16 protein-coding genes and 2 pseudogenes are annotated in these 22,337 nt (G+C 68.1%); 5 read left to right on the top strand and 13 right to left on the bottom strand.

Annotation, left to right across the window (positions count from 1 at the left end; genetic code table 11):
• Nucleotides 1–15 precede the first annotated feature (15 nt).
• From AADR41_RS10785 to AADR41_RS10745, 9 genes are all read right to left on the bottom strand, one after another.
• The gene (locus AADR41_RS10785; RefSeq protein WP_342281119.1) at nucleotides 16–1,638 is read right to left on the bottom strand and encodes a serine/threonine-protein kinase; all 1,623 of its coding nucleotides are present in this window, start codon (nucleotides 1,636–1,638) and stop codon (nucleotides 16–18) included.
• Nucleotides 1,639–1,737: 99 nt separating this feature from the next.
• A complete protein-coding gene (locus AADR41_RS10780) occupies nucleotides 1,738–1,887 on the bottom strand; it encodes a hypothetical protein (protein ID WP_342281118.1) in 150 nt (49 codons plus the stop codon).
• Nucleotides 1,888–1,999: 112 nt separating this feature from the next.
• Nucleotides 2,000–3,040 carry a C-terminal binding protein gene (locus AADR41_RS10775; protein WP_342281117.1) on the bottom strand — a complete coding sequence of 347 codons (1,041 nt, stop codon included), beginning with the start codon at nucleotides 3,038–3,040 and terminating at the stop codon, nucleotides 2,000–2,002.
• A complete protein-coding gene (locus AADR41_RS10770) occupies nucleotides 3,027–5,000 on the bottom strand; it encodes an IlvD/Edd family dehydratase (RefSeq protein WP_342281116.1) in 1,974 nt (657 codons plus the stop codon). Before AADR41_RS10770 ends, AADR41_RS10775 begins: the two co-directional genes overlap by 14 nt.
• Nucleotides 5,001–5,498: 498 nt before the next feature.
• Nucleotides 5,499–6,917: a glucose-6-phosphate dehydrogenase gene (locus tag AADR41_RS10765; RefSeq protein WP_342281115.1), complete on the bottom strand. Its 1,419-nt coding sequence runs from the start codon at nucleotides 6,915–6,917 to the stop codon at nucleotides 5,499–5,501.
• Nucleotides 6,914–8,743 carry a glycoside hydrolase family 15 protein gene (locus AADR41_RS10760; protein ID WP_342281114.1) on the bottom strand — a complete coding sequence of 610 codons (1,830 nt, stop codon included), beginning with the start codon at nucleotides 8,741–8,743 and terminating at the stop codon, nucleotides 6,914–6,916. The genes AADR41_RS10765 and AADR41_RS10760 overlap by 4 nt, the downstream gene beginning before the upstream one ends.
• A gap of 448 nt (nucleotides 8,744–9,191) precedes the next feature.
• Nucleotides 9,192–9,650 (bottom strand): universal stress protein, encoded by a 459-nt coding sequence (locus AADR41_RS10755; protein ID WP_342281113.1) that lies wholly within the window; start codon nucleotides 9,648–9,650, stop codon nucleotides 9,192–9,194.
• A gap of 654 nt (nucleotides 9,651–10,304) precedes the next feature.
• On the bottom strand, nucleotides 10,305–11,318 hold the full coding sequence (locus AADR41_RS10750; RefSeq protein ID WP_342281112.1) for a BtrH N-terminal domain-containing protein: 1,014 nt from the start codon (nucleotides 11,316–11,318) through the stop codon (nucleotides 10,305–10,307).
• The gene (locus AADR41_RS10745) at nucleotides 11,315–12,121 is read right to left on the bottom strand and encodes a MerR family transcriptional regulator (protein ID WP_342281111.1); all 807 of its coding nucleotides are present in this window, start codon (nucleotides 12,119–12,121) and stop codon (nucleotides 11,315–11,317) included. The genes AADR41_RS10750 and AADR41_RS10745 overlap by 4 nt, the downstream gene beginning before the upstream one ends.
• Before the next feature lie 225 nt (nucleotides 12,122–12,346).
• On the opposite strand from AADR41_RS10745, the pseudogene AADR41_RS42830 reads away from it, so the two are divergent.
• Nucleotides 12,347–13,412, top strand: a pseudogene (locus AADR41_RS42830) (IS630 family transposase).
• 142 nt (nucleotides 13,413–13,554) lie between these two features.
• On the opposite strand, the gene AADR41_RS10725 reads toward AADR41_RS42830, so the two are convergent.
• The 4 genes from AADR41_RS10725 to AADR41_RS10710 all read right to left on the bottom strand — a co-directional run bounded on the left by AADR41_RS10725 (nucleotide 13,555) and on the right by AADR41_RS10710 (nucleotide 17,291).
• Nucleotides 13,555–14,217, bottom strand: a complete 663-nt coding sequence (locus AADR41_RS10725) for a response regulator transcription factor (RefSeq protein WP_342281108.1) — start codon at nucleotides 14,215–14,217, stop codon at nucleotides 13,555–13,557.
• Nucleotides 14,214–15,374 (bottom strand): sensor histidine kinase, encoded by a 1,161-nt coding sequence (locus AADR41_RS10720; protein ID WP_342281107.1) that lies wholly within the window; start codon nucleotides 15,372–15,374, stop codon nucleotides 14,214–14,216. Before AADR41_RS10720 ends, AADR41_RS10725 begins: the two co-directional genes overlap by 4 nt.
• A 172-nt stretch (nucleotides 15,375–15,546) precedes the next feature.
• Nucleotides 15,547–16,344 carry an ABC transporter permease gene (locus tag AADR41_RS10715; RefSeq protein WP_342281106.1) on the bottom strand — a complete coding sequence of 266 codons (798 nt, stop codon included), beginning with the start codon at nucleotides 16,342–16,344 and terminating at the stop codon, nucleotides 15,547–15,549.
• Nucleotides 16,341–17,291, bottom strand: coding sequence for an ATP-binding cassette domain-containing protein (locus AADR41_RS10710; RefSeq protein WP_342281105.1), 951 nt, complete (start codon nucleotides 17,289–17,291; stop codon nucleotides 16,341–16,343). The genes AADR41_RS10715 and AADR41_RS10710 overlap by 4 nt, the downstream gene beginning before the upstream one ends.
• Before the next feature lie 462 nt (nucleotides 17,292–17,753).
• Here AADR41_RS10710 and AADR41_RS10705 point away from each other — a divergent pair, with 462 nt between their 5' ends.
• The 4 genes and pseudogenes from AADR41_RS10705 to AADR41_RS10690 all read left to right on the top strand — a co-directional run bounded on the left by AADR41_RS10705 (nucleotide 17,754) and on the right by AADR41_RS10690 (nucleotide 22,313).
• Nucleotides 17,754–19,316, top strand: coding sequence for an alpha/beta hydrolase (locus AADR41_RS10705; RefSeq protein WP_342281104.1), 1,563 nt, complete (start codon nucleotides 17,754–17,756; stop codon nucleotides 19,314–19,316).
• A gap of 144 nt (nucleotides 19,317–19,460) precedes the next feature.
• Nucleotides 19,461–20,111 (top strand): annotated as a pseudogene (locus tag AADR41_RS10700) (type IV secretory system conjugative DNA transfer family protein); the annotation flags it as partial.
• 143 nt (nucleotides 20,112–20,254) lie between these two features.
• Complete coding sequence (locus AADR41_RS10695; RefSeq protein ID WP_342281103.1) at nucleotides 20,255–21,412, top strand: oxidoreductase; 1,158 nt, start codon at nucleotides 20,255–20,257, stop codon at nucleotides 21,410–21,412.
• A 268-nt stretch (nucleotides 21,413–21,680) separates the two neighbouring features.
• Nucleotides 21,681–22,313: a hypothetical protein gene (locus AADR41_RS10690; protein ID WP_342281102.1), complete on the top strand. Its 633-nt coding sequence runs from the start codon at nucleotides 21,681–21,683 to the stop codon at nucleotides 22,311–22,313.
• Nucleotides 22,314–22,337: the final 24 nt, after the last annotated feature.

Raw genomic sequence — 22,337 nt, 5'->3', positions numbered from 1 at the left:
GTGCGCAAGCTCCACTCAGCGATCGAAAAACGACCGGGCGTTCAGGGTGTCGGGGTGATCGGGTCCCAGGACACGTGCCAAGTCGGCGGCCAGCTCTGCGAACAGCCGAACCGACTCCGCATGCTCCCCCTTCCGCCCCAGCACATAGGCATGGAGATGGCGGGTGAGCAGTGTGTCGCGGTGGTCAGGCCCCAGGACACGCGCCCGGTCGGCCGCGACGTCGGCGAACAGCCAAGCCGCCTCTGCGTCCTTCCCCGTGTCCCCCATCTGCCAGGCGTGGTTGTAGCGGGCGTTCAGGGTGTCGGGGTGGTCAGGCCCCAGGGCACGCGCCGAGTCGGCGGCCAGCTCGGAGTACAAGCGTGCCGACTCCGCATGCTCCCCCGCCTGCCCGAGCTCCCAGGCATGGTGATGGCGGGTGAGCAGTGTGTCGTAGTGGTCGGGTCCTAGGACACGTACCCGGTCGGCGGCCAGCTCGGCGTGGAAACAAGCCGACTCCGCATGTTCCCCAGCACCTCCGAGGTTGGAGGCGTGGCGGCTGCGGGCGTTCAGGGTGTCGGGGTGATCAGCCCCCAGGACACGTGCCAAGTCGGCGGCCAGCTCGGAGTACAAGCGTGCCGACTCCGCATGCTCCCCCGCCTGCCCGAGCTCCTCGGCGTGAGTGCGGCGGCGGTCCAGGTCTTCTTGTTCTGTTGCGGCTGTCGTGGACGCAGTGCGCGGCGGGGGTGGGGTGGTGGCGTGTTCGGTGTACGGCGCGGTTGCACGTGTGGCGTGTGCGTCGATGAGGGTGGTCATGGCGTGGGGCCATGGTGGGGTGTCGGGGAAGTCGGGGGGCTGGGTCCAGTGGGCGGTGATCTGTTCGAGGAGTTGGGTGGTGGTGGGCCTGTCTGCGGGGTTTTTCGCCAGGCACGCGGTGACCAGGGCACGTAGCGGGCCTGTCAGCCCGTCCAGCTGTGGCTCGTCGGTGACTACGCGGAGCAGGACCGCCAGCTGCTCGCCTTGGCCGAAGGGTCTGACGCCGGTGGCGGCGAAGGCGAGCACGGCTCCGAGGGCGAAGACGTCACTGGGCTGCTCGACCTGGCCGCCTTGGGCTTGTTCCGGGGACATGAAGCCGGGTGTGCCGATCGTTTTTCCGGGTTCGGTCAGCACGGTGGTGTCCATCGCGCGGGCGATCCCGAAGTCGATCACGCGTGGGCCGTCCGTGGCCAGCAACACGTTCGACGGCTTGAGGTCGCGGTGGAGCAGGCCCTGGGCGTGGATGGCCTGTAATGCCTCGACCAGCCCGGCCGCCAGCGTCCACACCGAGTCCTCCGGCAACCCGCCGGTCTGGGCCACGGCCTCAGCCAGGGACGGCCCAGGGATATAGACCGTCGCGATCCACGGCGGGTCGTCCTCCGGACCGGCGGCCACCACCGGCGCCGTGAACGCGCCCCCGACCGCCCGAGCCGCGGCCACCTCCCGCCGGAAACGATGCCGAAACTCCGCCTGCCGCGCCAGATGCGGATGCACCACCTTCACCGCCACCGCCTTGCCACCCGGCGACCGGCCCAGAAACACCTCCCCCATCCCGCCCGCGCCCAGCCGACCACGCAACACGAAACCCCCCACACGCACCGGATCCCCAGCCGCCAGCGGCTCCATGGCGCCCCCTCCCTACCAGATCACGCACCAACAACCAGCTCGACGAGACCTACCCAACCATCAAAACCCCGCCGCCCAGTGCGAAAACAGGCACTCACCTCACCCTCCACCCGTCGCGCCCCAGCCGTCCAGGAAAGTGGCGAGGGCGCGGCGTTGTGCTTCCTCGTGGGTGATCTGCTGGGCGAGGACGCCGTTGTCGATGTACGGGGCGAGGGCCGCACTCGCTTCGTTCCAGCCCTCATCAGGCACTCCAACTCCAAGCCTCACTCCGGCCGAGCCCGGCTGCCGGCCGAACCGGGGCAGGCCGTGGCGGCCGCTTTGCCGCCGCTCGCACGGCTGGTCACACGCCTGCGGCTGACGGTCAGGACCCGGGAGAGGGAAGGTCGTCCCGGTGCGGGCGAGAGCCGGCCGGCAGTTCGTTGACCGGGAACCGTGCCGGTTGCCCGGTCAGCACTCGTACGGCTTCTTCAGCGGCGATGGTCCGTACCATCCTGATGGCTTCCTCGGAGTAGTAGGCGGCGTGGGGTGTGACGATCACGTTGGGCAGCTTGAGGAGGGGGTTCGTCGGGAGCCATCCACGCTGTTTCGCGGGTTCCTCCTCGATGTCGTCCAGCGCCGCGCCGGCGATCCACCCTTCGGTGAGTGCTTGGTGGAGCGCCGCGTCTTCCACGATGGGCCCGCGTGCCGTGTTGACGAGGACGGCGGTCGGCTTCATCCGTCGGAGCGTCGCACGGTCGAAGGTGTGGCGTGTCTGCGGGGTGAGCGGGGTTTGGACCACCACGTGGTCGGCACCTTCGACCAAGTCGTCGAAGGACACCGGTCGGACCTGGGAATCCCGGATCACGGACTGGTCGATGAAAGGGTCATGTGCCCAGACCTCTACGCCGAATGCCTTCGCGCGTTCGGCGATGAGCCGTGCGATGGCCCCGAACGACAGCAGGCCCAGCACCTGTCCCCGCAGTCTGTGGATCGGCATCCCGGTCTTCCAGTGCCACTCGCCCTGCCGGGTCGCCCGGTCGTACTGGCAGATCTTGCGGGCAGCCGCGAGCCAGAGCGCGACGGCATGATCGGCGACCTCTTCGGCACACCATTCGTTCGGCGCGTTCGTGACCTGGATGCCGCGCCGAGTGGCGGCATCGATGTCGACGATGTCGACGCCGGTGCCGTAGCGGGCGATCACCTGGCAGCGGGGCAACGCGTCGATGGCGCGGGAACCGACCCGCGCGTACTGAGTCAGGACTCCGTCGGCCTCGCGTCCCGCCTCGATCACCTCGTCCTCGCTCTTGCACTGCGCGGCAAGGAGCTGAAGTCCGGCACCTTCGACGATGGCGCGTTCGATGTCCACGTCGCCGAAGTCGGAGTCGGCGATCAGGATCGTTCCGCAGGAGTCAGTGCGAGTCACGAGGAATCCCCTTGGTGTGGACGAGGTCTTGGTACGACACGGCGAGCTCCAGGCAGGCCCCGCTGTCCAATTGGCCGACCGTGGCACGGTAGATCTCCTGCCACGGTGTCTGGTGCTCCAGTGCCGGAGGGGTGTAGTCGGCCCGCCGCGCGGCGATGTCCTCGTCCGGCAGGAGGACGTCGACGCGCGCGTGGTCCAAGTCGATACGGATCCGGTCACCGGTGCGCAGGATGGCGAGGTTGCCGCCGACCGCGGCCTCGGGGCTGGCGTTGAGGATGGACGGTGCGTCCGATGTACCGCTCTGCCGGCCGTCTCCGAGCGCGGGCAGCGCGGTGATGCCTCGCTGGACCAGCCCCGCGGGAAGCTCCATGTTCACGACCTCGGCCGAGCCCGGGTATCCGACGGGCCCGGTGTAGCGGATGACGAGGAGGCAGTCCTGGTCGATGCCCAGCTCCGGGTCTTCGATGCGCGCGTGGTAATCCTCGGGCCCGTCGAAGACAATGGCGCGAAACTCGAAAACCGACGGATCGCCGGAGTGCGACAGGCCACGGGACCGGAAGTTGTCACTGATGACCGACGTTTTCATGATCGCGGAGTCGAACAGGTTCCCGGTCATGACGAGCAGTCCGCCACTCGCGGTGACGGGATCGTGGAAGGGGCGGATGACTGCCGGGTCGGCGGGCGGGACGTCCTGCAGGTTCTCGGCCACGGAACGGCCCGAGACAGTTACGGCATCACCGTGCAGGTGCCCCGCTTCCAGCAGCGACCGCATGACTGCCGGGACACCGCCGGCGCGGTGGAAGTCCTCGCCGAGGAACTCTCCTGCGGGAGCGAGGTTCACCAGCACCGGAATGTTGCGTCCGACACGGTGCCAGTCCTGGTTGGACAGGTCCACCCCGACGTGACGTGCGATGGCGTTGATGTGGATGGGCGCGTTGGTCGAAGTCGCGATGGCCGATGCGACGACGATCGAGTTCTCGAAGGCGTGCCGGGTCATGATCTTGCGGGGGGTCAGGTCCTCTCGCACCAGGGCAACCGCCCGCAGGCCTGTGTCGTAGGCCATTTGCGCCCGCTCGTTGTAGGGGGCCGGAATCGCTGCGCAGCCGGGCAGGGACATGCCCAGGGCCTCTGCCAGACTGTTCATCGACAGCGCGGTGCCCATCGTGTTGCAGTGCCCGATGCTGGGCGCGGAGGCGGTCACCCGTGCCATGTATTCGTCGTAGTCGATCTGCCCGCTGGCCAGGAGCCGCTTCGACTGCCAGATCACCAGCCCCGAGCCCGTCCGCATGCCGTTGTGATAGCCGTTGAGCATCGGTCCCCCGGACAGGACGATCGCCGGGATGTTCACCGTCGCCGCTGCGGTCAGGCAGGCAGGCGTCGTCTTGTCGCAGCCTGTCGTCAGAACCACTCCGTCGAGGGGGTATCCGTAGAGCACCTCGACCAGTCCGAGATAGGCGAGGTTCCGGTCCAGCGCCGCGGTGGGGCGCTTTCCGGTCTCCTGCAACGGATGAACGGGGAACTCCAGCGGAATGCCGCCACCGTCGCGGACCCCGTCCTTGACCCGGTCGGCGAGGGCGAGATGGTGCCGATTGCAGGGGACCAGGTCGTTACCGGTCTGGGCGATCCCGATGATCGGTCGCCCCGACTGAAGTTCTGCCCGCGTGAAGCCGTAATTCAGGAAACGCTCGATGTACAGAGCTGTCATCTCCGGGTTTTCCGCATTGTCCCACCACGCCTGGCTGCGCAGTTTCCCCGCGCCGTGCTGCGTCGGTGACATGATCAGCTCCTCGCCGACTGGTACGGAATTTCCCCTCGACACCGGGAACCATTGTGACTCGGACGAAAGGCCCCGGAAATTCACCCACGACCTTCGTGAAGGAAAATTGAACGTACGGAATAAAAAGTACGGAAAGTTCCAAACAAGAGGAAACTTGATAAGTCGTGAAGCACCCGGGGCCACCGCGCCGGCGATGGCCCGCCACCGGTGCTCAACGGCCGCCGTCGCGCACCACGACCACCGGACAGACTGCCCGTTGGACGCAGTGCCGGGGCCACCGAGCCCAGGAACAGCCCTAAAAAGCCCCGAGACCCCGGCTGCCGACGACGGGCGGGGACGCTCCGTGTGCCGCGTGCGCAGGAACGTCGACTGCCGTGCCGCAGCGCACCTCGGCACGTACTTCCACTGGTGGCGGCTCTCCCACGGTTTCCGAAGAGTCCGATCCGTCCACTCCGACCGCGATGCGTTCTGTGCTCTCCTTCCGGTCAGCCATGGACCCTCCTCGGTTCGCCGGTGGCGAACGACTGGCTCAGTCGGCCGAGTGCGGGTGTCAGTCCCAGCTTCATGGCAAGGTGCCGCACGCGCAGCTTGGGAGGCGCAGACGGGCCACCATGGACCTACCGGTGCCGGAGACCCCCATGACGGCGACGCACGGGGAACGATGCCCGGTACCGAAGGACATCATGTGGCCGCTTGCTCGGCGGGCCCGTCCCCGCGCTGTCGCCCCTCCCCGAACCGTCGGCGCGGGGACGGCCCCGAGGAGCCGGCCGGGTATTCCTCCAGCGGAACAAGGCCCTTCTCCCAGGCGGAGAGTACGGGTTCGACAACCCGCCACGCCTCCTCGGCCTCGTCGCCGCGGATGGACAGGGCGGGATCCCCCGTCAGGACATCCAGCAGCAGCCGGCCGTAGGCGGGCAGGCCCTGCGGTTCCATCCGCGCGCTCAGCGAGAGCGGAACGAGCTCGTTGGCGTGGGCTCCGAGGGCCGTCAGGTCCAGGGCCAGCCCTTCCGGTTCGAGTGCGAACCGGAGAACGTTGGGCAGGGCCTCCCCGCTGTGGCCGAACGGCAGGTGGGGCACAGGACGGAAGCGCACCGCGACCTCCTTGCGGTCCGCCTTGAGCGCCTTTCCGCTGCGGAGGCGGAATGTCGTTCCGGCCCAGCGCCAGCTGTCCAGTTCCAGTTCGATCTCGGCGAAGGTCTCGGTACGGCGCCGCGGGTCCACGCCTTCCTCGTCGGCGTACGCGGGAACATCGCGGTCGCCGATCCGGCCGGGCAGATAGCGCGCGCGACGCGTACGGTGCACGACGTCGTCCTCGGTCAGGACCCGCACGGACCGCAGTACGTCGACCTTCCGGTCGCGCAGGTCCCGCTCCCCCAGAGTGATCGGCGGCTCCATCGCCACCAGACAGAGCAGCTGCAGGAGGTGGTTCTGGAGCATGTCCTTGAGCGCCCCGACATGGTCGTAATAGCCGGCCCTGCCTTCCAGCGCGAGAGTCTCGTCCCAGACGATGTCCACCTCGGCGATGTGGGTGCTGTTCCAGATGGGCTCCAGTACACGATTGGCCAGACGGCTGCCGAGCACGTTCTGCACCGTCGTCATGGCCAGGAAGTGATCGACCCGGAACACCGCCTGCTCCGGCACGAGTTCGGCGAGCAGCCGGTTCAGTTCCTGCGCGCCGGCCAGGTCCTCGCCGAACGGCTTCTCCAGCACGATCCGGCTTCCCGTCGGCAGGCCCACCTCGTGGAGCGTGGTGACCACGCGGGGGAAGATCGCCGGAGGGAGGGCGAGGTAGACGGCGACGGGTCCGTCGCCCGCGACGGCCGCGGCGACATCGGCCGGGTCGGTGACATCGGCGCGCCGGTAGCGGGCCGAGGCCGCGATCGCCTCCTTGGCCTCGGACGGGCAGGACCCGCCATGCCGGTCGAGCTGGGTGGCGATCCACTCCCGGTACTGCTCGGTGTCCCAGTCCTCCCTGCTGGCGCCGGTCAGTTCCAGCTGGTCACCGAGATGGCCCGCGGCCCGGAGGGCAGCCAGCGCCGGCAGCAGATAGCGTGCGGTGAGGTCTCCTGTCGCGCCGAAGACGGCGAGCCGGTCGATCATCCTTGTACGCCTGCCTTCGCTCGGGCGAGATTCACACCGCTGGCGATGATCCCGATGTGGCTGAACGCCTGAGGGAAGTTGCCCATGAACTCTCCTGTGGACGGGTTGATCTGCTCCGACATCAGCCCCAGCGGGCTCGCCCGGGCACACAACGAGGCGTACAGTTCTTCGGCTTCCTCGATCCGGCCTTGTCCGATGAGGTTGTCGACCAGCCAGAAGCTGCACAGCACGAAGGCGCCCTCGTCGCCGGGCAGGCCGTCGGAGGTCTCCTCGTGCGAGTAGCGGTAGAGCAGCCCGTCACCTGCTGACAGGCGCTTGGCGATGGCTTCGGCGGTCGCCACCATCCGTGGGTGATCGACCGGCACCACTTGGCGCAGCGGGAGCGCGAGCAGGCTCGCGTCCAGAGTGCCCCCGCCGTCCAGATGAGCGCTGAGAGTCTGCGCTCTTTCGTCCCAGGACTGCTCCAGGACGAGACGGCTCAACCGGTCGGCCGAGGCCCGCCAGCGGGCGACTCCCGCGGGCAGGCCGAGCCGCTCCCCGATCCGCGCGGCCCGGTCCAGCGCCACTTGGCACAGCCCGGCCGAGTACGTGAACACCCGGGCCTCGCTGCGTACTTCCCAGATTCCCTGGTCCGGCTGGAGCCAGGCCTCTGCCGCGGCGTCTGCCAGGCCGGCCAGGCTGGCCCACAGCGCGGGCTGGATCTCGCCGCCGGAGAGCAGCCACTGGTCGGCGCAGTCCAGGATCTCGCCGTAGACGTCGTGCTGGCGCTGGTCGGCGGCGCCGTTGCCCCAGCGCACCGGGGCGGAGCGCCGGTATCCCTCCAGCTCGCCGTCCTCGGTCTCGTCCGGCACCGGACTGCCGTGGAGGTCGTACATGATCAGGGGCCGTCGGCTGTACTCGAAGGCGTCGAGGACCCAGCCGAGGAAGGCGTCGGCCTCGCCTCGGAAGCCGATGCGGCGCAGAGCGAACACGGCGAAGGCCGCGTCGCGGATCCAGGCGTAGCGGTAGTCCCAGTTGCGGATCCCGCCGATCGGCGCGGGCAGGGAGGAGGTGGGGGCCGCCACCAGTGAGCCATTGGCCCAGTCGTCGCACAGTTTCAGTGTGATCGCGGACCGCCTGACCAGGGATTCCTCGGGACCGCTGTAGTGGAAGTGCTTCATCCAGCGGCGCCACGCGTCGGCGGTTCCTCGCAGCATGGCGTCGGTGTCGAACCGGTGGTGGCGGTGGAAGCGGCCCCAGGACAGCACCAGATCGAGGCGGTCGCCCTGCCGCAGGTCGTAGGTGTTGTGCAGGCCCGTCAAGGGGTGATTGGAGCGCAGGTGCAGCCGCAGGTCCGGTTGCCGGGACGGTCGCACCTCCAGTCCGCTGAACAGCGCCTGCGTCTGTGCGCCGCCGCGGGGCTCCAGGTCCGCTCGCAGGCGGACGTTCCCCTCCAGCACGACCGCCGACCGTACGAGTTCGGACCGGTCCGCCGGTGCGTTGTCGGTGAGGTCGGCACCGGAGCGCAGGGCCAGCGCGTCGGTGACGCGTACCAGGCCGGTGGGGCAACGCAGTTCGGTGATCAGCACGCCGGTGCCGGGTTCGTAGTGCTGGCGGGCCTCCACCAGGTCCTCCGGCGCGAGGGTGAAGTGCCCGCCGCGGGCGTGATCGAGCAGGCCGCAGAACAGGGGTTCCGCGTCGAACCGGGGCAGGCACATCCATCCGATGGAGCCGTCCAGGCCGACCAGCGCGGCAGTTGTGCCGTCTCCGATGAGGCCGAGATCCTCCAGCGGCAGGTAGCCCTCACGCTTGCGGATCGGCCGGAACGGTTGGTCGGATTCGCGCATCTCTCCTTGCTTCCTCAGCGTCGAGGACGACGGTGCGACCGTGCGGCGCGCCCCTGGAAGGAGGTCGTCCAGAAGGAGGCCGTCCCGGGGACGTCGTCCGGAGGGTGTTCGACTGAAACGTGGTCGACCGGAAGGTGATCAACACCTTCACGATGTCTTCGAGCTTCTTGTCCGGGACCTCGAAGGCCCGTGCCATTCGTCGAAGCGGAACTCGTGGATCGTCATGTGCGACGGTTCGATGCGTTGTGTTTCCAGCACGCGCGGAAGTGGCCGGCCGTGCCGCTCTCGCTCTCACATTCCCAGCCATCGTGCCGGACCGCGATCCAGCCACTCCGGCAATGGTGCATTCCAGTGAGGAAAAGACTCGGTTCCGCCGAAGAGCCGGAAACAGGGGCGGTTCGACGCGGCCGTGAATGTCATCCGCCCGTCCCGGCCCGTCGTCGTGTGTTCACTGCTCGCCATCACGGACCACGACGACCGGGCAGGAGGCATGCTGTGTGCAGTGCTGGGCCACTGATCCCAGCAGCAGCCCCGAGAAGCCCCCGAGACCGCGGCTCCCGACCACCAGCATGGACGCGCCGCGGGACGCTTCGAGCAGCACGGCGGCGGCGGTTCCGTAGCGGGCCTCCGTACGCACCTCCACCGGAGGCTGCGATCCCACGGTCTCCTGGATGGCCTCCGCGAGATCCCTGCGCGCCCGGCCCTCCAGAGCCGCCTCGTCGCTGCTCGACGGTGGAAGCCAGCCCAGCGCGCCGTGGAACTGCGGAAAGTCCCAGGCGGTCACCGCCTCCACCACACCACCGGTCAACTCTGCCTGACGTACGGCCCAGCGAAGGGCCTGCTTCGACGACTCCGATCCGTCCACACCGACCACGATGCGGCCGGTCTCCTCGTGCTGGTCAGCCATGGGTACTCCTCTGCTCGATGGCGGAGGGCGACCGTGCGGGCCCGCGGTCCGCCACCGCCAGGCCCCGGCCTCAGGCCGACCGAGCCGTGCGCGCAGTCCGGAAGGTCCAGACGGGGGCCGGACCGCCGGTCGCGGAGCTCGCCCGATGCTCCGTGCCACGCTGCGATGTCGCGCACAGCCTGAAGACGACCGAGGCCAACCGCCCGCGCCTTCGGTTTGCGTGAGCCGATGCGGCCTCCCAGCCGCGTGGCCAATCAAACAGCCAGTCCCAGTGATCACCCCGTCCGCGACGCCTACCGCACGTGCCTGAACACCTCGTCAACCGAGCCATGCACCCGGCGGCAGGGGCGGGAGGCTGTCCCCGCCGCCGGACACCGCCGCTGCTTCAGCCCTCCCCGGAGGCCATCGCCGAGCTCACCAGCCTCCTCGCCCCTGGCGATAAACCGACGGCGGGCAGTGACAGCGCCAACGAGCACGGACACTGTATGTCTGGGAACACTCAACCAGTCGGCCAAAGAGGCCCAGTAGCGGTCATCGCAGACGAGGTCCTCACCGGCCCCTGCGGGCGGGCAATGGTCGCACGGCAGGGGCCTGCCGGCTCCTGACGCTCCCCCAGGGCGATCTTCAGAATTCGATGGGCACCCGTGAAGGCTGTCAGGGATGGATCATTCTCGGGGTCTCACTCCCCAGGCAGCTCAGCGCCTGCATAGCTTCTCGCTCCATACGTGAAAGATCGCCGAGGACCGAGCCGGCCTGGACGAGGCACCTTGCATTGCCCGACTCCCCAGCCTTCTTGATCAGTGCTGCCGTTTCCGACCACAGGCCGGCTGCCTCGGCGTACAGCGTGTAGCCGGTGCGCAGATGGCTGCTGTCGAGCAGATTGGTGCATTCGGCGAGGAAGTCGCGGTAGAGGTTACGGAACAGGGCGCCGCCGGTGCCGGCCTTCTCCATCATGAGGGCGGCCTGTGGCAGGTCCCGCTGCGGGGCATCGGTGCGTTGGAGCCATCCGCGGACCGCCTTGCCCGCCTTCTCAATGCCTCGGTGGCCGAGGTTGGCAATGGGCGGGTTGAGGAAGGCGTCGGCGCAGGCGGTGATGGCGGGGATGATCTGGCTGTGTGGGGAGGGCGGGTTCCTCGACACGGTGAGGGTGAAGGAGCGGTGCTTGGCGGTCATCGGGCCGCGCGCGGCCCTGGCCTGGGCGAGACTGGTCAGGGTGGTGGATACCGCTCCGCCTTGCTGGTCGGTGTCCACCAGGTAGGCGTTGTGGTCGTCGTAGCCGTACATGGCCAGGACGTGGCCACCGAAATGGACCTCCGAGCCGAAGTAGTCCAGGTAGTAGCTGTCGAGCTGCAGTCCGACCGGATGGCCGGCGTCGATGGAGGCCACCACGGTGTCCCATGCCTTGCGCGGGGAGGTGGTCTCCTGGACCAGGAGCTCCAGCCCGAGTCGGGTGGCCAGTTTTCTGGTGAGATCGAAAGGCTTGACCCGTCCCCCGAGGAAGGGGAAGTCCATGTTCCTGCGGTCCCAGTAGATGAAGGACAGACCAGAGCCGAGGCCGAACAGCATGGGCTCGGACAGATCGAGTCCTTGGTGCCGCAGCAGCACCCCCAGGGCTGTCGTCTCGCAGTGCTGCGTACCGCGGGCATCGATGTCTATTACCGCAGTCATGCCATGCTCTCCTGGACGGGAATGATCAGTCGGGTCATCAGTTCTTCTTGCGGTGCCTCTGCCGGTCCGACGAGATACGCCTCGCGTACGGGGCCTTGCGGGCGCAGCCCTCGCTCGTGGATGGCAGCGAAGAGCGCATGGTAGGCCAAAGGCAGTCGCGCGTAGGGCCCCATGTGCATGGTCTCGACGACGAGCCCGCCGGGCAGCAACTCACCTTCCAGGCCGGGCATGCCTTCTCCCCGCGAGGTCTGCGCTCCGACGGCGATCTCCAACCGCTCTTCCAGATCCAGTGGGTACAGCCCCCACAACGGCGGCTCCCACGCGATTCCCGTCCTACCGAGCACAGGCAGCAGTCGGCCTACGCACTCCTCGAACTTGCCTCCGATCTCCGCAGAGGAACAAACCGCTCGCACCACTGCCAGCCGTCGCTCCGGCTCTCTGCTCATCGTCACCTCATAGCCGGGCAGACCGCCCTCCGCCAGCCCCGCCAGCATCTCCAGCCGGGCCTGGTCCCTGCTGATCCGCGCGGCCAGCCGGTCCCGCTCAGCGCGCAGGAGCTGTGCCCTGCGCTCAGGCTCGGCGGCCAGCGCCTGGGCGATCACAGCCAAGGGAAGGTCCATCTCGCGGAGCAGAGCGATGGTCAGGGCATCACGTGCCTGTTCGCGTGCGTAATAGCGATAGCCCGAGCCGATGTCTACGCGGACCGGGGCCAGCAGTCCTATTTCGTCGTAGTGCCGTAGCTGCTTGATGCTGAGGCGGCACAGGCGGGCGAAGCGCCCGATGGTGAGAAGTTCGTCTTGCACACCATCATCGTGGCCCCTCCCACAATGGGAGAGTCCAGGGCTGTCTCGACGGGCTCAAGGATGTCCCATTCGCTACCGTCGTGTCGGGCGTACGGGTCCTGCAGGACCTCGCAGCCAACGGCCTGCGTGATCGACGCCCATGGCTGCAGGCATCGTCTACGCAGCCCGGAAACCATGGGAGGACAACCCCAGGCGGTATCCGGAACCGGGGCGGGTACGGGCCAACTGGCTGTGCGGCGAACACCCGCCGGGTGGCAGCGTCGGGAGGCCGTACGGCGGCAGGCGGCCGAGTTGTTCGCGTAGAAGATCAAGCCGCCGGAGATCGCCCGGCGTCTCCCGGGGAGCCGGAAGTCGGCCTACCGGTGGCAACAGTTGTGGCGGGAGAGCGGGATCGAGGCCCTGGACTCGCGCGGGCCGAGCGGATCACGGTGCCGTCTGTCGCCGCGCTGCCTGGAGAAGCTCGCCGCGTATCTGGAGGAGGGGCCGAATGCGCACCGCTGGGTGGAGGACCAGGTGTGGACCGCTGCGCGGGTGGCCACGCTGATCGGCCGGAAGTTCCACGTTTCCTACAGCGTCTCGGGCGCCACCCGGCTGATGCACCGGCTCGGGTTCTGCTCACAGGTCCCCGGGCGGCGGTTCGCCGAGCGCGACGAGGAGGTGGTGCAGGGGTGGAAGGAGGCGACCTGGGCGGAGGCAAAAGGGCCCGGGCGGCCTGCGGGGGCTACATCTACTTCGAGGACGAAGCAGACTTCACCCGCCGACCGCCCCGGGGCCGGACCTGGGGCCGACGCGGACACACCCCGGTCGTGACGGTGAGCGGACACCGCTCGGGGCGGCTGTCGTGGCCGGGTTGATTGCGATGCGGCCCGGCTCACGGACCCGGCCGTGCCATCGGCTGATCGCCGACCCGGCGGGCAAGGGCAAGCGCCGCAGCATTAGCGAGCGCGGCTTCATCGCTCTGCTCGACGGCACCCACCAGCTCATCAAGGCACCGATCGTGTTGGTCTGGGACCGGTTCAAGCCCATGTTTCCCGCGCGATGCGAGAGTTGATCGACGCACGGGAAATTCTGACGGTGTTCCTGCTGCCCGCCTACTCGCCCGACCCGAACCCGGTCGAGGGGGGTGTGGCCCCATGTCAAGCGCAGCCTGGCCAACCTCGGTGTCGTCGCCCTGGACCGTTTGGAGGTCCTCGTCCGCAACCGGCTCAAACAACTCCAGTACCGGCCCAAAACCCTCGTCGGCTTCATGGCCGGTACCGGCCTCACACTTGGCAACCCGACCTCACTCTGACGGGCCGAAGTCAGTAAGGGCGCCCGATTCGTCAGGTACTTCGAGCGGTTCAGCAGGTGGTCGGGTTTGAGGCTCCGACGGTGAGTGCGATCTGGTTGCCTTGAGGAGGGTGGGCACAGCGGTGACGAGAGGCCGAAGACCCTCACGTCGGGCGGACGAGGCGGGTCTCGTAGGCGAAGACGACAGCCTGGACACGATCGCGTAGTTCCAGCTTGATCAGGATCCGGCTCAGGTGCGTCTTCACGGTGGCTTCCGCAAGGTACAGACAGGCGGCGATCTCGGTGTTCGACAGGCCGCGGGCGACCTGGATGAGCACTTCACGCTCGCGGGCGGTGAGCCGCCTCACTCGCTCGTCCGCCTCGGTGCCGCCGTCGGCGGGGAGCTGGTCGGCGAAGTTCTCCAACAGGCGGCGGGTGACCCGTGGGGAGACCACCGCGTCGCCCGCGGCGACGCTGCGGATCGCGGTGAGCAGTTCGTCGGGCCGGGCGTTTTTGAGGAGGAAACCGGATGCTCCGGCCTTGAGACCGGCGAAGGCGTATTCATCGAGGTCGAAGGTGGTGAGGATGAGCACCCGGGTCAGCGGGGAGTCCTTGATGATCCGGCGGGTCGCTTCGATGCCGTCGGTTCGGGGCATGCGTACGTCCATCAAAACGACATCGGGGCGCAGTTTCCTTGCGAGCCGGATGGCTTCGGTGCCGTCGCCGGCCTCGCCGACGGGTTCCATGTCCGGTTGGGCCTCCAGGATCATGGTGAACGCCATACGAAGCAGCGATTCGTCGTCGACGAGCATCACACGGATCGTCATGAGGCATCGTCCTCGGCATCGGCGAGGGTGATGTGGGCTGAAACTCGCCAGCCACCGTCCGGAAGAGGGCCGGCCTGGAGGGTCCCGCCGTAGGCGGCCGCGCGCTCGCGCATGCCAGGGATCCCGTGCCCGGTCGTCGGACCGGGGGCTTGCGTGGTGCGGCCGTCGTCGGTGATCTCGATGGTGACGGTCTTGGCGGAGAAGCGCACCCGCACGTCGGCGCGGGTGCCAGGTGGTGTGTGCTTGAGCGCGTTGGTCAAAGCTTCCTGTACCAGCCGGTAGACGGAGAGCTGTGCAGTGGTAGGCACCGGGGCGAGGTCGCCTTCCAGGGCGAGGCTGGTCGGCAGCCCGGCTGCGCGCATCTGGTCGACGAGGGACTGCAGCTGTGCGATGCCGGGCAGAGGGTGGCGCTGCGCGAACGGTTCGTCGGCGCGCAGGACGCCGAGGGAGCGCCGCATGTCGGTGAGGGCCTGCCGTCCGGTGTCGGAGATCTGCTGCATGGCGCCGGTCGCTCTGCCGGGTGAGCGGAACTGTGCGTAGACCGCGGCGTCGGCGAGCGCGACCATGACGGACAGGTTGTGGGTGACGATGTCGTGCATCTCGCGGGCGATACGGGCCCGCTCTTCCGCCACGGCGAGCTGGGCTTGCTGGTCGCGTTCACGCTCCAGGCGCACCGCTCGATCCTCCACGGATGTCAGGTAGGCACGTCTGGTCTTCAGGTGCATACCGGTGATGGCGACGGCGGTGGCAAGAGCGGTCAGGAAGAGGACGGGGACGAGGAAGCGGCCCTCTGGTCCCCACCGAATGGAGGCCAGCAGGATGCCGCCTTCCAGGACGGCTGCGGCCAGGAGCGTGTGAGGCCAGGGGGAGCGCTTGGCCACCGTGTACAGGGCCACCAGCAGAGCCACGTCGGCGGGCAGAGGCTGGACACCGATGAGCCACTGGGCGGAGGCAGCGGTGGCCACCGCGCCGAACACCACGAGAGGTGCACGGCGCCGCCACACCAAGGGCAACAGCAGGGCCACCTGAAGGACCAGCAGCCCCGGGGGCTGAAGCTCCGGCCAAGGGCCGACGCTCGCGACGAAGATCACGGCTGTCAGCAACGCGTCGAATGCGACGGGCGGGATCTGGGCCCGCTTCCGCAGCAGTACACACACCGGCCGTGCTGACCGCGCGATAGTGAAAGTGGCGTACCTCACGAAGCGCCCGGCTCTTGTGGACCAGCGAGCCGGGGCACGGCACCATACCGCTGGAGGGCGCCTTGGAATGGCGGCCCGTATTCGGAACGGGACTCTGCCGCCGGTACCGCCATCACCGCCACCCCTTTCACTACACGTCCCGTCGCTTCAGTGCCACCGCGGCCCCGGTGAGGACCATGACCACATAGAGACAGAAGACAGTGAACCCGGTCCAGGGCGCCAACATAGCCGAGTCCTGTTGGAGGAGGGTGAGCGCCCGCCCGGCGTTGCTCGGCAGGTAGGGGAAGACCTTGTCCGCCATTGCGGAAGGAAGCGTCTGCGTGAGAATCGGCAGGACCAGCACCAGACCGAGGACGGTGGAGATGCCGGCCGCCGTATTGCGCAGCAGCGCGCCGATCCCCACGCTCAGTACCGCGAGAACTGTCAGGTACAAGGCGGTGCCGAGGATCACGCGGGTGACCCCAGGGGCACTCAGAGAGGTGCTCTGCACACCCCTGGAGGACAGGATCGCCTGGCTGAGCAGGAAGGCGGTCAGGGACGCGGCGGTCATCAGGCCCCAGATCATCGCCGCGTACGCGGCGGCCTTGGCCCACAGCACCGGCAGCCGGGAGGGCACCGCTGTGAGCGTCGGCCGGATCATGCCGGTCGCGTACTCCCCGGTGACGACGAGGACCCCGAGAACACCGACCGCGAACTGCGCGAAGAGGTAGCCTCCCAGGCTCCATTCGGCCGGTTGGAAACCGTGGCCCCGCCCATCGGTGAAGAACGAGAGCAGAGGGCCGAACAGAAGCATTGCTCCCACCGCGAACGCCAACGTGAAGAATGTCGAACGCAGCGTGCGGATTTTGATCCACTCGGAGTGCAGCACACGGGCCTGGGTGACCTGGCCACGCGCGGCCCGAGGAGGGCGGACGGATTCCGTACTCATGCCGCACCTCCTTCGGCGCGGGCGCGGGTGTCGGCCTTCGGCGGATGCGGGGTCGAATACTCGACGGCTTCGCGGGTGAGTTCCATGAACGCTTCTTCCAGGGACGCCTGGCGTGGCGTCAGTTCACTGAGGGCGATCTGGTTGTCGGCGGCGATGCGACCGATCTGCTCGCCGCTGAGGCCGGTGACCCCCAGCGCGCCGTACTCGTCCGACGAAACGTCCCCACCCCACCCGGCCAGCAGCGGACCCAGCCGCCAAGGCTCGTCGGTTCGTACCGACACCGAATTGCGCGACGCTCTGCGCGTGAACTCCTCGACAGAGGTGTCCGCGATCAACCGACCGCGCCCGATCACGATGAGGTGTTCAGCGGTCAGTGCCATCTCGCTCATCAGATGGGAAGAGACCAGAACCGTACGGCCTTCAGCAGCAAGTGCCTTGAGCAGGTTGCGGATCCACAGGATGCCCTCAGGATCGAGGCCGTTTACCGGCTCATCCAGGATGACCGTGGCTGGGTCGCCGAGCAGCGCAGCGGCGATGCCGAGCCGCTGGCCCATGCCGAGGGAAAAGCCGCCGGCCCGCTTCCTGGCCACCTGGCGCAGCCCGACGAGGTCGATGACCTCATCGACGCGGCTGCGAGGGAGACCCGCGGTGGCAGCCAACGCCAGCAGGTGGTTGAGCGCGGACCGGCCGGTGTGCACGGAACGGGCCTCCAGCATGGCCCCGACCTCACGCAGCGGAGCGCGGTGTGCGGCGTAGGGCTTCCCGTTGACAGTGACCTGGCCGGAAGTGGGATCGTCCAGGCCCACGATCATCCGCATCGTGGTGGACTTGCCAGCGCCGTTCGGCCCGAGGAATCCGGTGACGAGGCCGGGCCGGACGGTGAAACTGAGATCCGCCACAGCGGTCTTCTCCCCGTAAAGCTTGGTGAGTGCTCGGGCCTTGATCATCGGTCATCCTCGTCGCAGTGGCCGGTCGATTCGCCACCACGCTAGGTCTGCGGGCCCGGCAAGGGCTTGAGTCCATGAGCTGACATCACCGCGGAGGAACTACATCCCCAGGTGGAACGCTCTCCACCCACAGGCGTAGCGAGGGCTGCCACGTCGGCCCGACCGCTTCACCCCGCAGTCGTAGACGGGCTGCCCGCCCGCCGTTTGCCCGGAGCGGCCAAGCCCGGGAGAAACCACTGGTCAGCCGGCTTGCCGAACGGTTGACCGCCCCTTGGGGCGCACGGAGACAACACAGGGCAGGAGGCATCCGACCAAGAACTGACGCGCCGGGCCGACCGTGCGGCCTAGCGTCGAGATGGCGCGGTGAGACCTGCGATCGCAACGGGCCCTGCGCCTCACCTGAACGTCACCCCAGCGCGGCTCGGTCGTGCCCAGCACAGCGCAAGACAAGAGGAGAATGCGATGCGTCGACGAAGGATGGCCGCAGCCGTGGCCCTGGCAGGGACCGCTTTGATCGGTCTGCCGTCGTGCGCCCCCGCTGCGGACCGGTCAGACACGGGCGGCCCCGACCCACTCGCCCGGTTCCAGCAACAGAAGGTCACCTGGCACGGCTGCAAGACCGGCCCGGACGACGCGATCGGCAAGGAACTGGACGATGCGAAGGCCCAGTGCGCCGAGGTCACGGTGCCGTTGGACTACAGCCATCCGGACGGACGGACCATCAAGGTCGCGATGTCCCGGCTGAAGGCCACTGACCCCAACCGCCGGAGAGGGATCCTCCTGTACAACCCCGGCGGTCCAGGCGTGCCCGCGATCTACCTCGCACTGATGGTCAAGAAGGCCGAGCCCACCGTCGCGGCCCGCTACGACCTGATCGGGATGGATCCCCGGTTCGTCGAGCGCAGCACCCCCTTGAACTGCAAGTGGCCCGCCACCAGCATTGGTTCCGCCGGGCCGGACCGGAGCACTTTCGACCGAAGCGTGGCGCTGGCCAAGGACCTGGCGTCCCGCTGCGCCGGCCACCGGGATGTGCTGCCCCATGCGTCCACCCGTAACACCGCCCGGGACATGGACGTGATCCGGGCAGCCCTCGGCGAGTCGAAACTGTCCTACCTCGGCTCGTCGTACGGCACCTACCTGGGCGAGGTCTATCTGCAGCTGTTCCCACACCGCGCCGACCGGGTCGTTCTCGACAGCGCACTGAACCCCGATCTCTACGGCCCCGACCTGACAAGCACCTCGGGGCCTGCCGTGGCCGCGGTCCTGGAGAACTGGGCAGCGTGGGCGGCGCGCCACCACAACGACTATCACCTGGGCGCCACTGCCGCCGAGGTCCTGGCCACGGTGGACCGGATTGATCAGACCGTCAATCGGGGACCGCTGCGAGTGGGCAGCCACCGCATCGACAGCCACGTGCTTCCCCAGCTCCTGTGGAACGTCACCGCCGGGGACAGCGACGAGCTGTATGCCGCCTACGCGGCCGACGTCCGGGACCTCAGCGACGCCGCCCGCGGCATCAAGGTCACGCCCAATCAGCGCCTGGAGGGTGTCCTGACCGGTCTGTCCGCTGCGGATACGGACGGAACGTCCAGCGTCCAGACGGCGATCCAGTGCGCGGACAGGGCAGCGTCCCGCGACCCCGAGACCTACTACCGGGACATCCAGGCCCATCGCGCAGATGAGCCGCTGTTCGGACCACTGACCCGCAACATCACCCCCTGTTCGTTCTGGCCGACCGCGCCCGCAGAACCTGCCACGAAGGTCCACAACCAGGTCCCGGTCCTGATGGTGGGTGCTGCCGGCGACCCGGCGGCCGTCTATTCGGGCCAGCAGGTGGCACACGGGGTCTTGGCCGGCTCCCGCCTAGTCACCCTGCGCGGCGCCTTCCGCCACACCGTGTACGCAGGACTCTTCGCCCCGCAGAACCAGTGCATCGACGACACCGTCAACCGCTACCTGATCGACGGCAAACTGCCCAGCGCCAACGCCACCTGTCCCATCACGCCATCGCCCAGCGAGGGCTGAGGTTGCGACGGCGCTGAGGACGAGCCACTCCGACCGTAGATGGGGCGCCGTCAAGAACGCGGTCACCAGCCGCAAACGGCGGTGGTCAGTCCTCTGACCTGGAGGGCCGGGGCAGTTCTGCCGTCTTGGTCGCCTCAGCGGGCGCGAGGGATGCGGACCAAGAAGATCGTGGCCGCCCAGCCCAACATCTCCGCCACGGTGTTCGGGGGCCCGGCTCGTCGAAGACGACCGGGCTGGTGCTGCCGAATGCCGCCGAGTGGCAGGGCCCCCTGGTCGTGACGACCACCAAGGCCGCCGACCTGGACTTCATTTACGCTCGGCGCCAGCATTTCGGTCCGGTGCGGGTGATCGCCCCCGCCGGCATTCCCGGCCGCATCACCCAGAAGTGGTCCCCGGTGGACTACTGCATCGACGCCAAGGCCGCCGACCGCATGGCTGCATGGCTGGCAGAAGCCTCCTCCTCCGGCGACGACAAGCGCGCCGCCCCTGGATCGACCAGGCCAAGCGCGTCCTCAAGGGGGTCCCGCTCGCCGCGAACCTCTCCGGCGGCAGCGTGAGCGCGATGCGCCGCTGGCTCGGCCTGGGCAAGGACGCCGTCGACCACATACGCGCCGTCCTGCTGCACCACGGCTGCGACGAAGCGGCCGACGACTACGCCTCCCCTGGCTGCGCCTCCACGAGGACGGCATCGGCTCCATCCAGTTCAGCCTCAACGTGTTGGCCCGCGTCCACGCCGACGAAGAAGTCCGCGAAACGTGCGCGGGCACCGACTTCACCGTCGAGGAACTCCTGGAACTGACCCGATGGGCCAACCGACGAGACGTCCTGCCCCCGACCTGGCAAATATCCGCTGGCCTCGTCTCTGACCGCACCGCGACACCCTGAGCAAGGGCCTTCCAGCAGGCCACTGCATCTTCAGCCGCTAGCCGAGTGCCCGAGTGCCCGGCGTGATGGCAGGGGCCGCACGCATCGAGGGACGCCTTGAGTTGCAACGGTCCGTGCTGGACGGGGGCACTTTCTCGCATGTCCATGGCCACGTAACCGCTTTGCAGCTCATCCACGCCCGCGTGGCCGGCGAGGTGTTCCTGAACGGGGCCGAGATCAACGCACCCAGAGGGTGGGCCGTGTCCGCTGGCGGCCTCGTCACGGAAGGCGGTGTCTTCTGCAGAAACGGGTTCACCGCACGAGGTGAGATCCGGCTGATGGGGGCACAACTGCCGGGTGGCTTGTTCATGCAGGGGGCTCGGCTGGAGAACCCAGGCGGTGTCGTACTGTCTGCCGACAATATGGCAACCTCGACTCTCGACTGCTCCCAGGGATTCACTGCGCAGGGAACCGTGACACTTCGCAGCGTCCGGATATCCGGCCTACTGACGTTCGAAGGAGCCACCCTAAGCGGTGGTGGAAGCGCCCTGACCTGCACACTGATGCAGGCAGAGGACTTCAACTTCACCCCTGTCACACCGCCGTTGGGAGCAGTTGACCTACGTGGCGCTCAGGTCACTTTGCTCTGTGACACAGATCAGAGCTGGCCGGAGAGGGTGCATCTGGAAGGCTTTGTCTACGGCTCCATCCGTTCCGAGCAGACGTCGCGGAAGAACGATGTCAATCGCCGCCTGGAATGGATCCGTCGCAATCCGGGCTACGTCCCCCAAGCGTACAAACAACTCGCCGACTGGTACCGACAAATCGGCCAAGATGACGACGCCCGCCGCGTACTCCTGGCGAAGCAGCGCCAACGCCGCCGCACGCTGCGTCCGGCCGGACGCGTGTGGGGGCGGCTGCTTGATGCCACTGTTGGCTACGGCTACCGCCCGTGGTTGGCCGGCATTTGGCTTGTTGTGCTGACCCTGCTTGGCACGCTGGTTTTCGGGGCACACGCTCCGACCGCTGTAAAGCCGGGGGAAAGCGCCCCCTTCCAGCCCTTCGTTTACACCCTTGACCTGCTGGTTCCCATCGGCAATCTGGGCCAGCGCAGTGCCTGGTACTGGGCGGACAGCCCTAGTCAGTGGCTGGCCTACACGCTGATCGCCGCCGGCTGGGTGCTCACCACAGCGGTCGTGGCGGGCGTGAGCCGAACTCTGAGCAAAGACTGACAGGGGGCCCGAGCTTGCCCTCAGGGTGGCTATATTCACGAGTAGTGGATTCGGGCACAGATCTTGGGGAGCCATCGCGGAGGGTGATGGCACTGTTCGATTGAGAGCGTCCAAACCCTGGTTGCTCGACCCCTGGGACCTCTCACCGGGGCGGCGGTCGCCCGGTCCGGACACAGCTCATAAAACCTGGACTCCCGGCCGGAAACCATGAGTCCATGGGAGCGGCGCGGGCCGAATCGGTGTGTCGAGGGGGTAGAGGAGGTCTCCCATGCCCAGGCGTGGAGTACGGGTTCCGAGTGGCCGGCTGTGTGCGGGCATCGTGGTCGGGATCGCTGTCGGGCTGCTGACGCTGTGGCTGCTCATGCTCCTCGGGCATGTCCTCTACACCGGGACCGGCGTGTGGGGGTTCTTCCTGGTTGTGGGAGCCGGCGTCGTCGTGGGCTGTGGCGTCGCTTTCGCGCGCCGGGGCGCCGGGATCGGAGCTTCGTGGGGGTTGCTGGCCGCGATCGCGGCCATGTTCTTCTGCGCGGTGCACATGGAATACCTCACCTCCAACGTCCTGCATGACCGGGGCCGGGAGGTCTACGGCCTCATACAGGAGGAGACCGGTTCCACCCTCCCCAACCCGAGAGACGGCACCCCCGGCACGTACACCTATGCCGTCTCCCTCCCGGGAAGCTCACGCCAGCTTGAACTGTCCACGGTGGGGCAGGAGTTGGATACCGGGAAGCAGTACCTGATGACCATCGACCCACAGCGCGATGTCCGCCCCGCCCTCGGCCCGAGGCCCGGCACGGACGTCTTCCACCTCGTCTGGCAGATCATCTGCGCGGTCTTCATCATGCTCTTCTGGCTCGCTGCCGTCGTCGTGGGCTTCGAACCGGACGAAATCGGTTGGTGACCTGCACGGGCGGCGGGCGGAGGG

This window comes from Streptomyces sp. CLV115 (assembly GCF_038448545.1).
Lineage (GTDB): Bacteria > Actinomycetota > Actinomycetes > Streptomycetales > Streptomycetaceae > Streptomyces > Streptomyces sanglieri.
The sequence above is the reverse complement of the archived record's forward strand: the minus strand, read 5'-3'. Positions and strand labels throughout refer to the sequence as shown.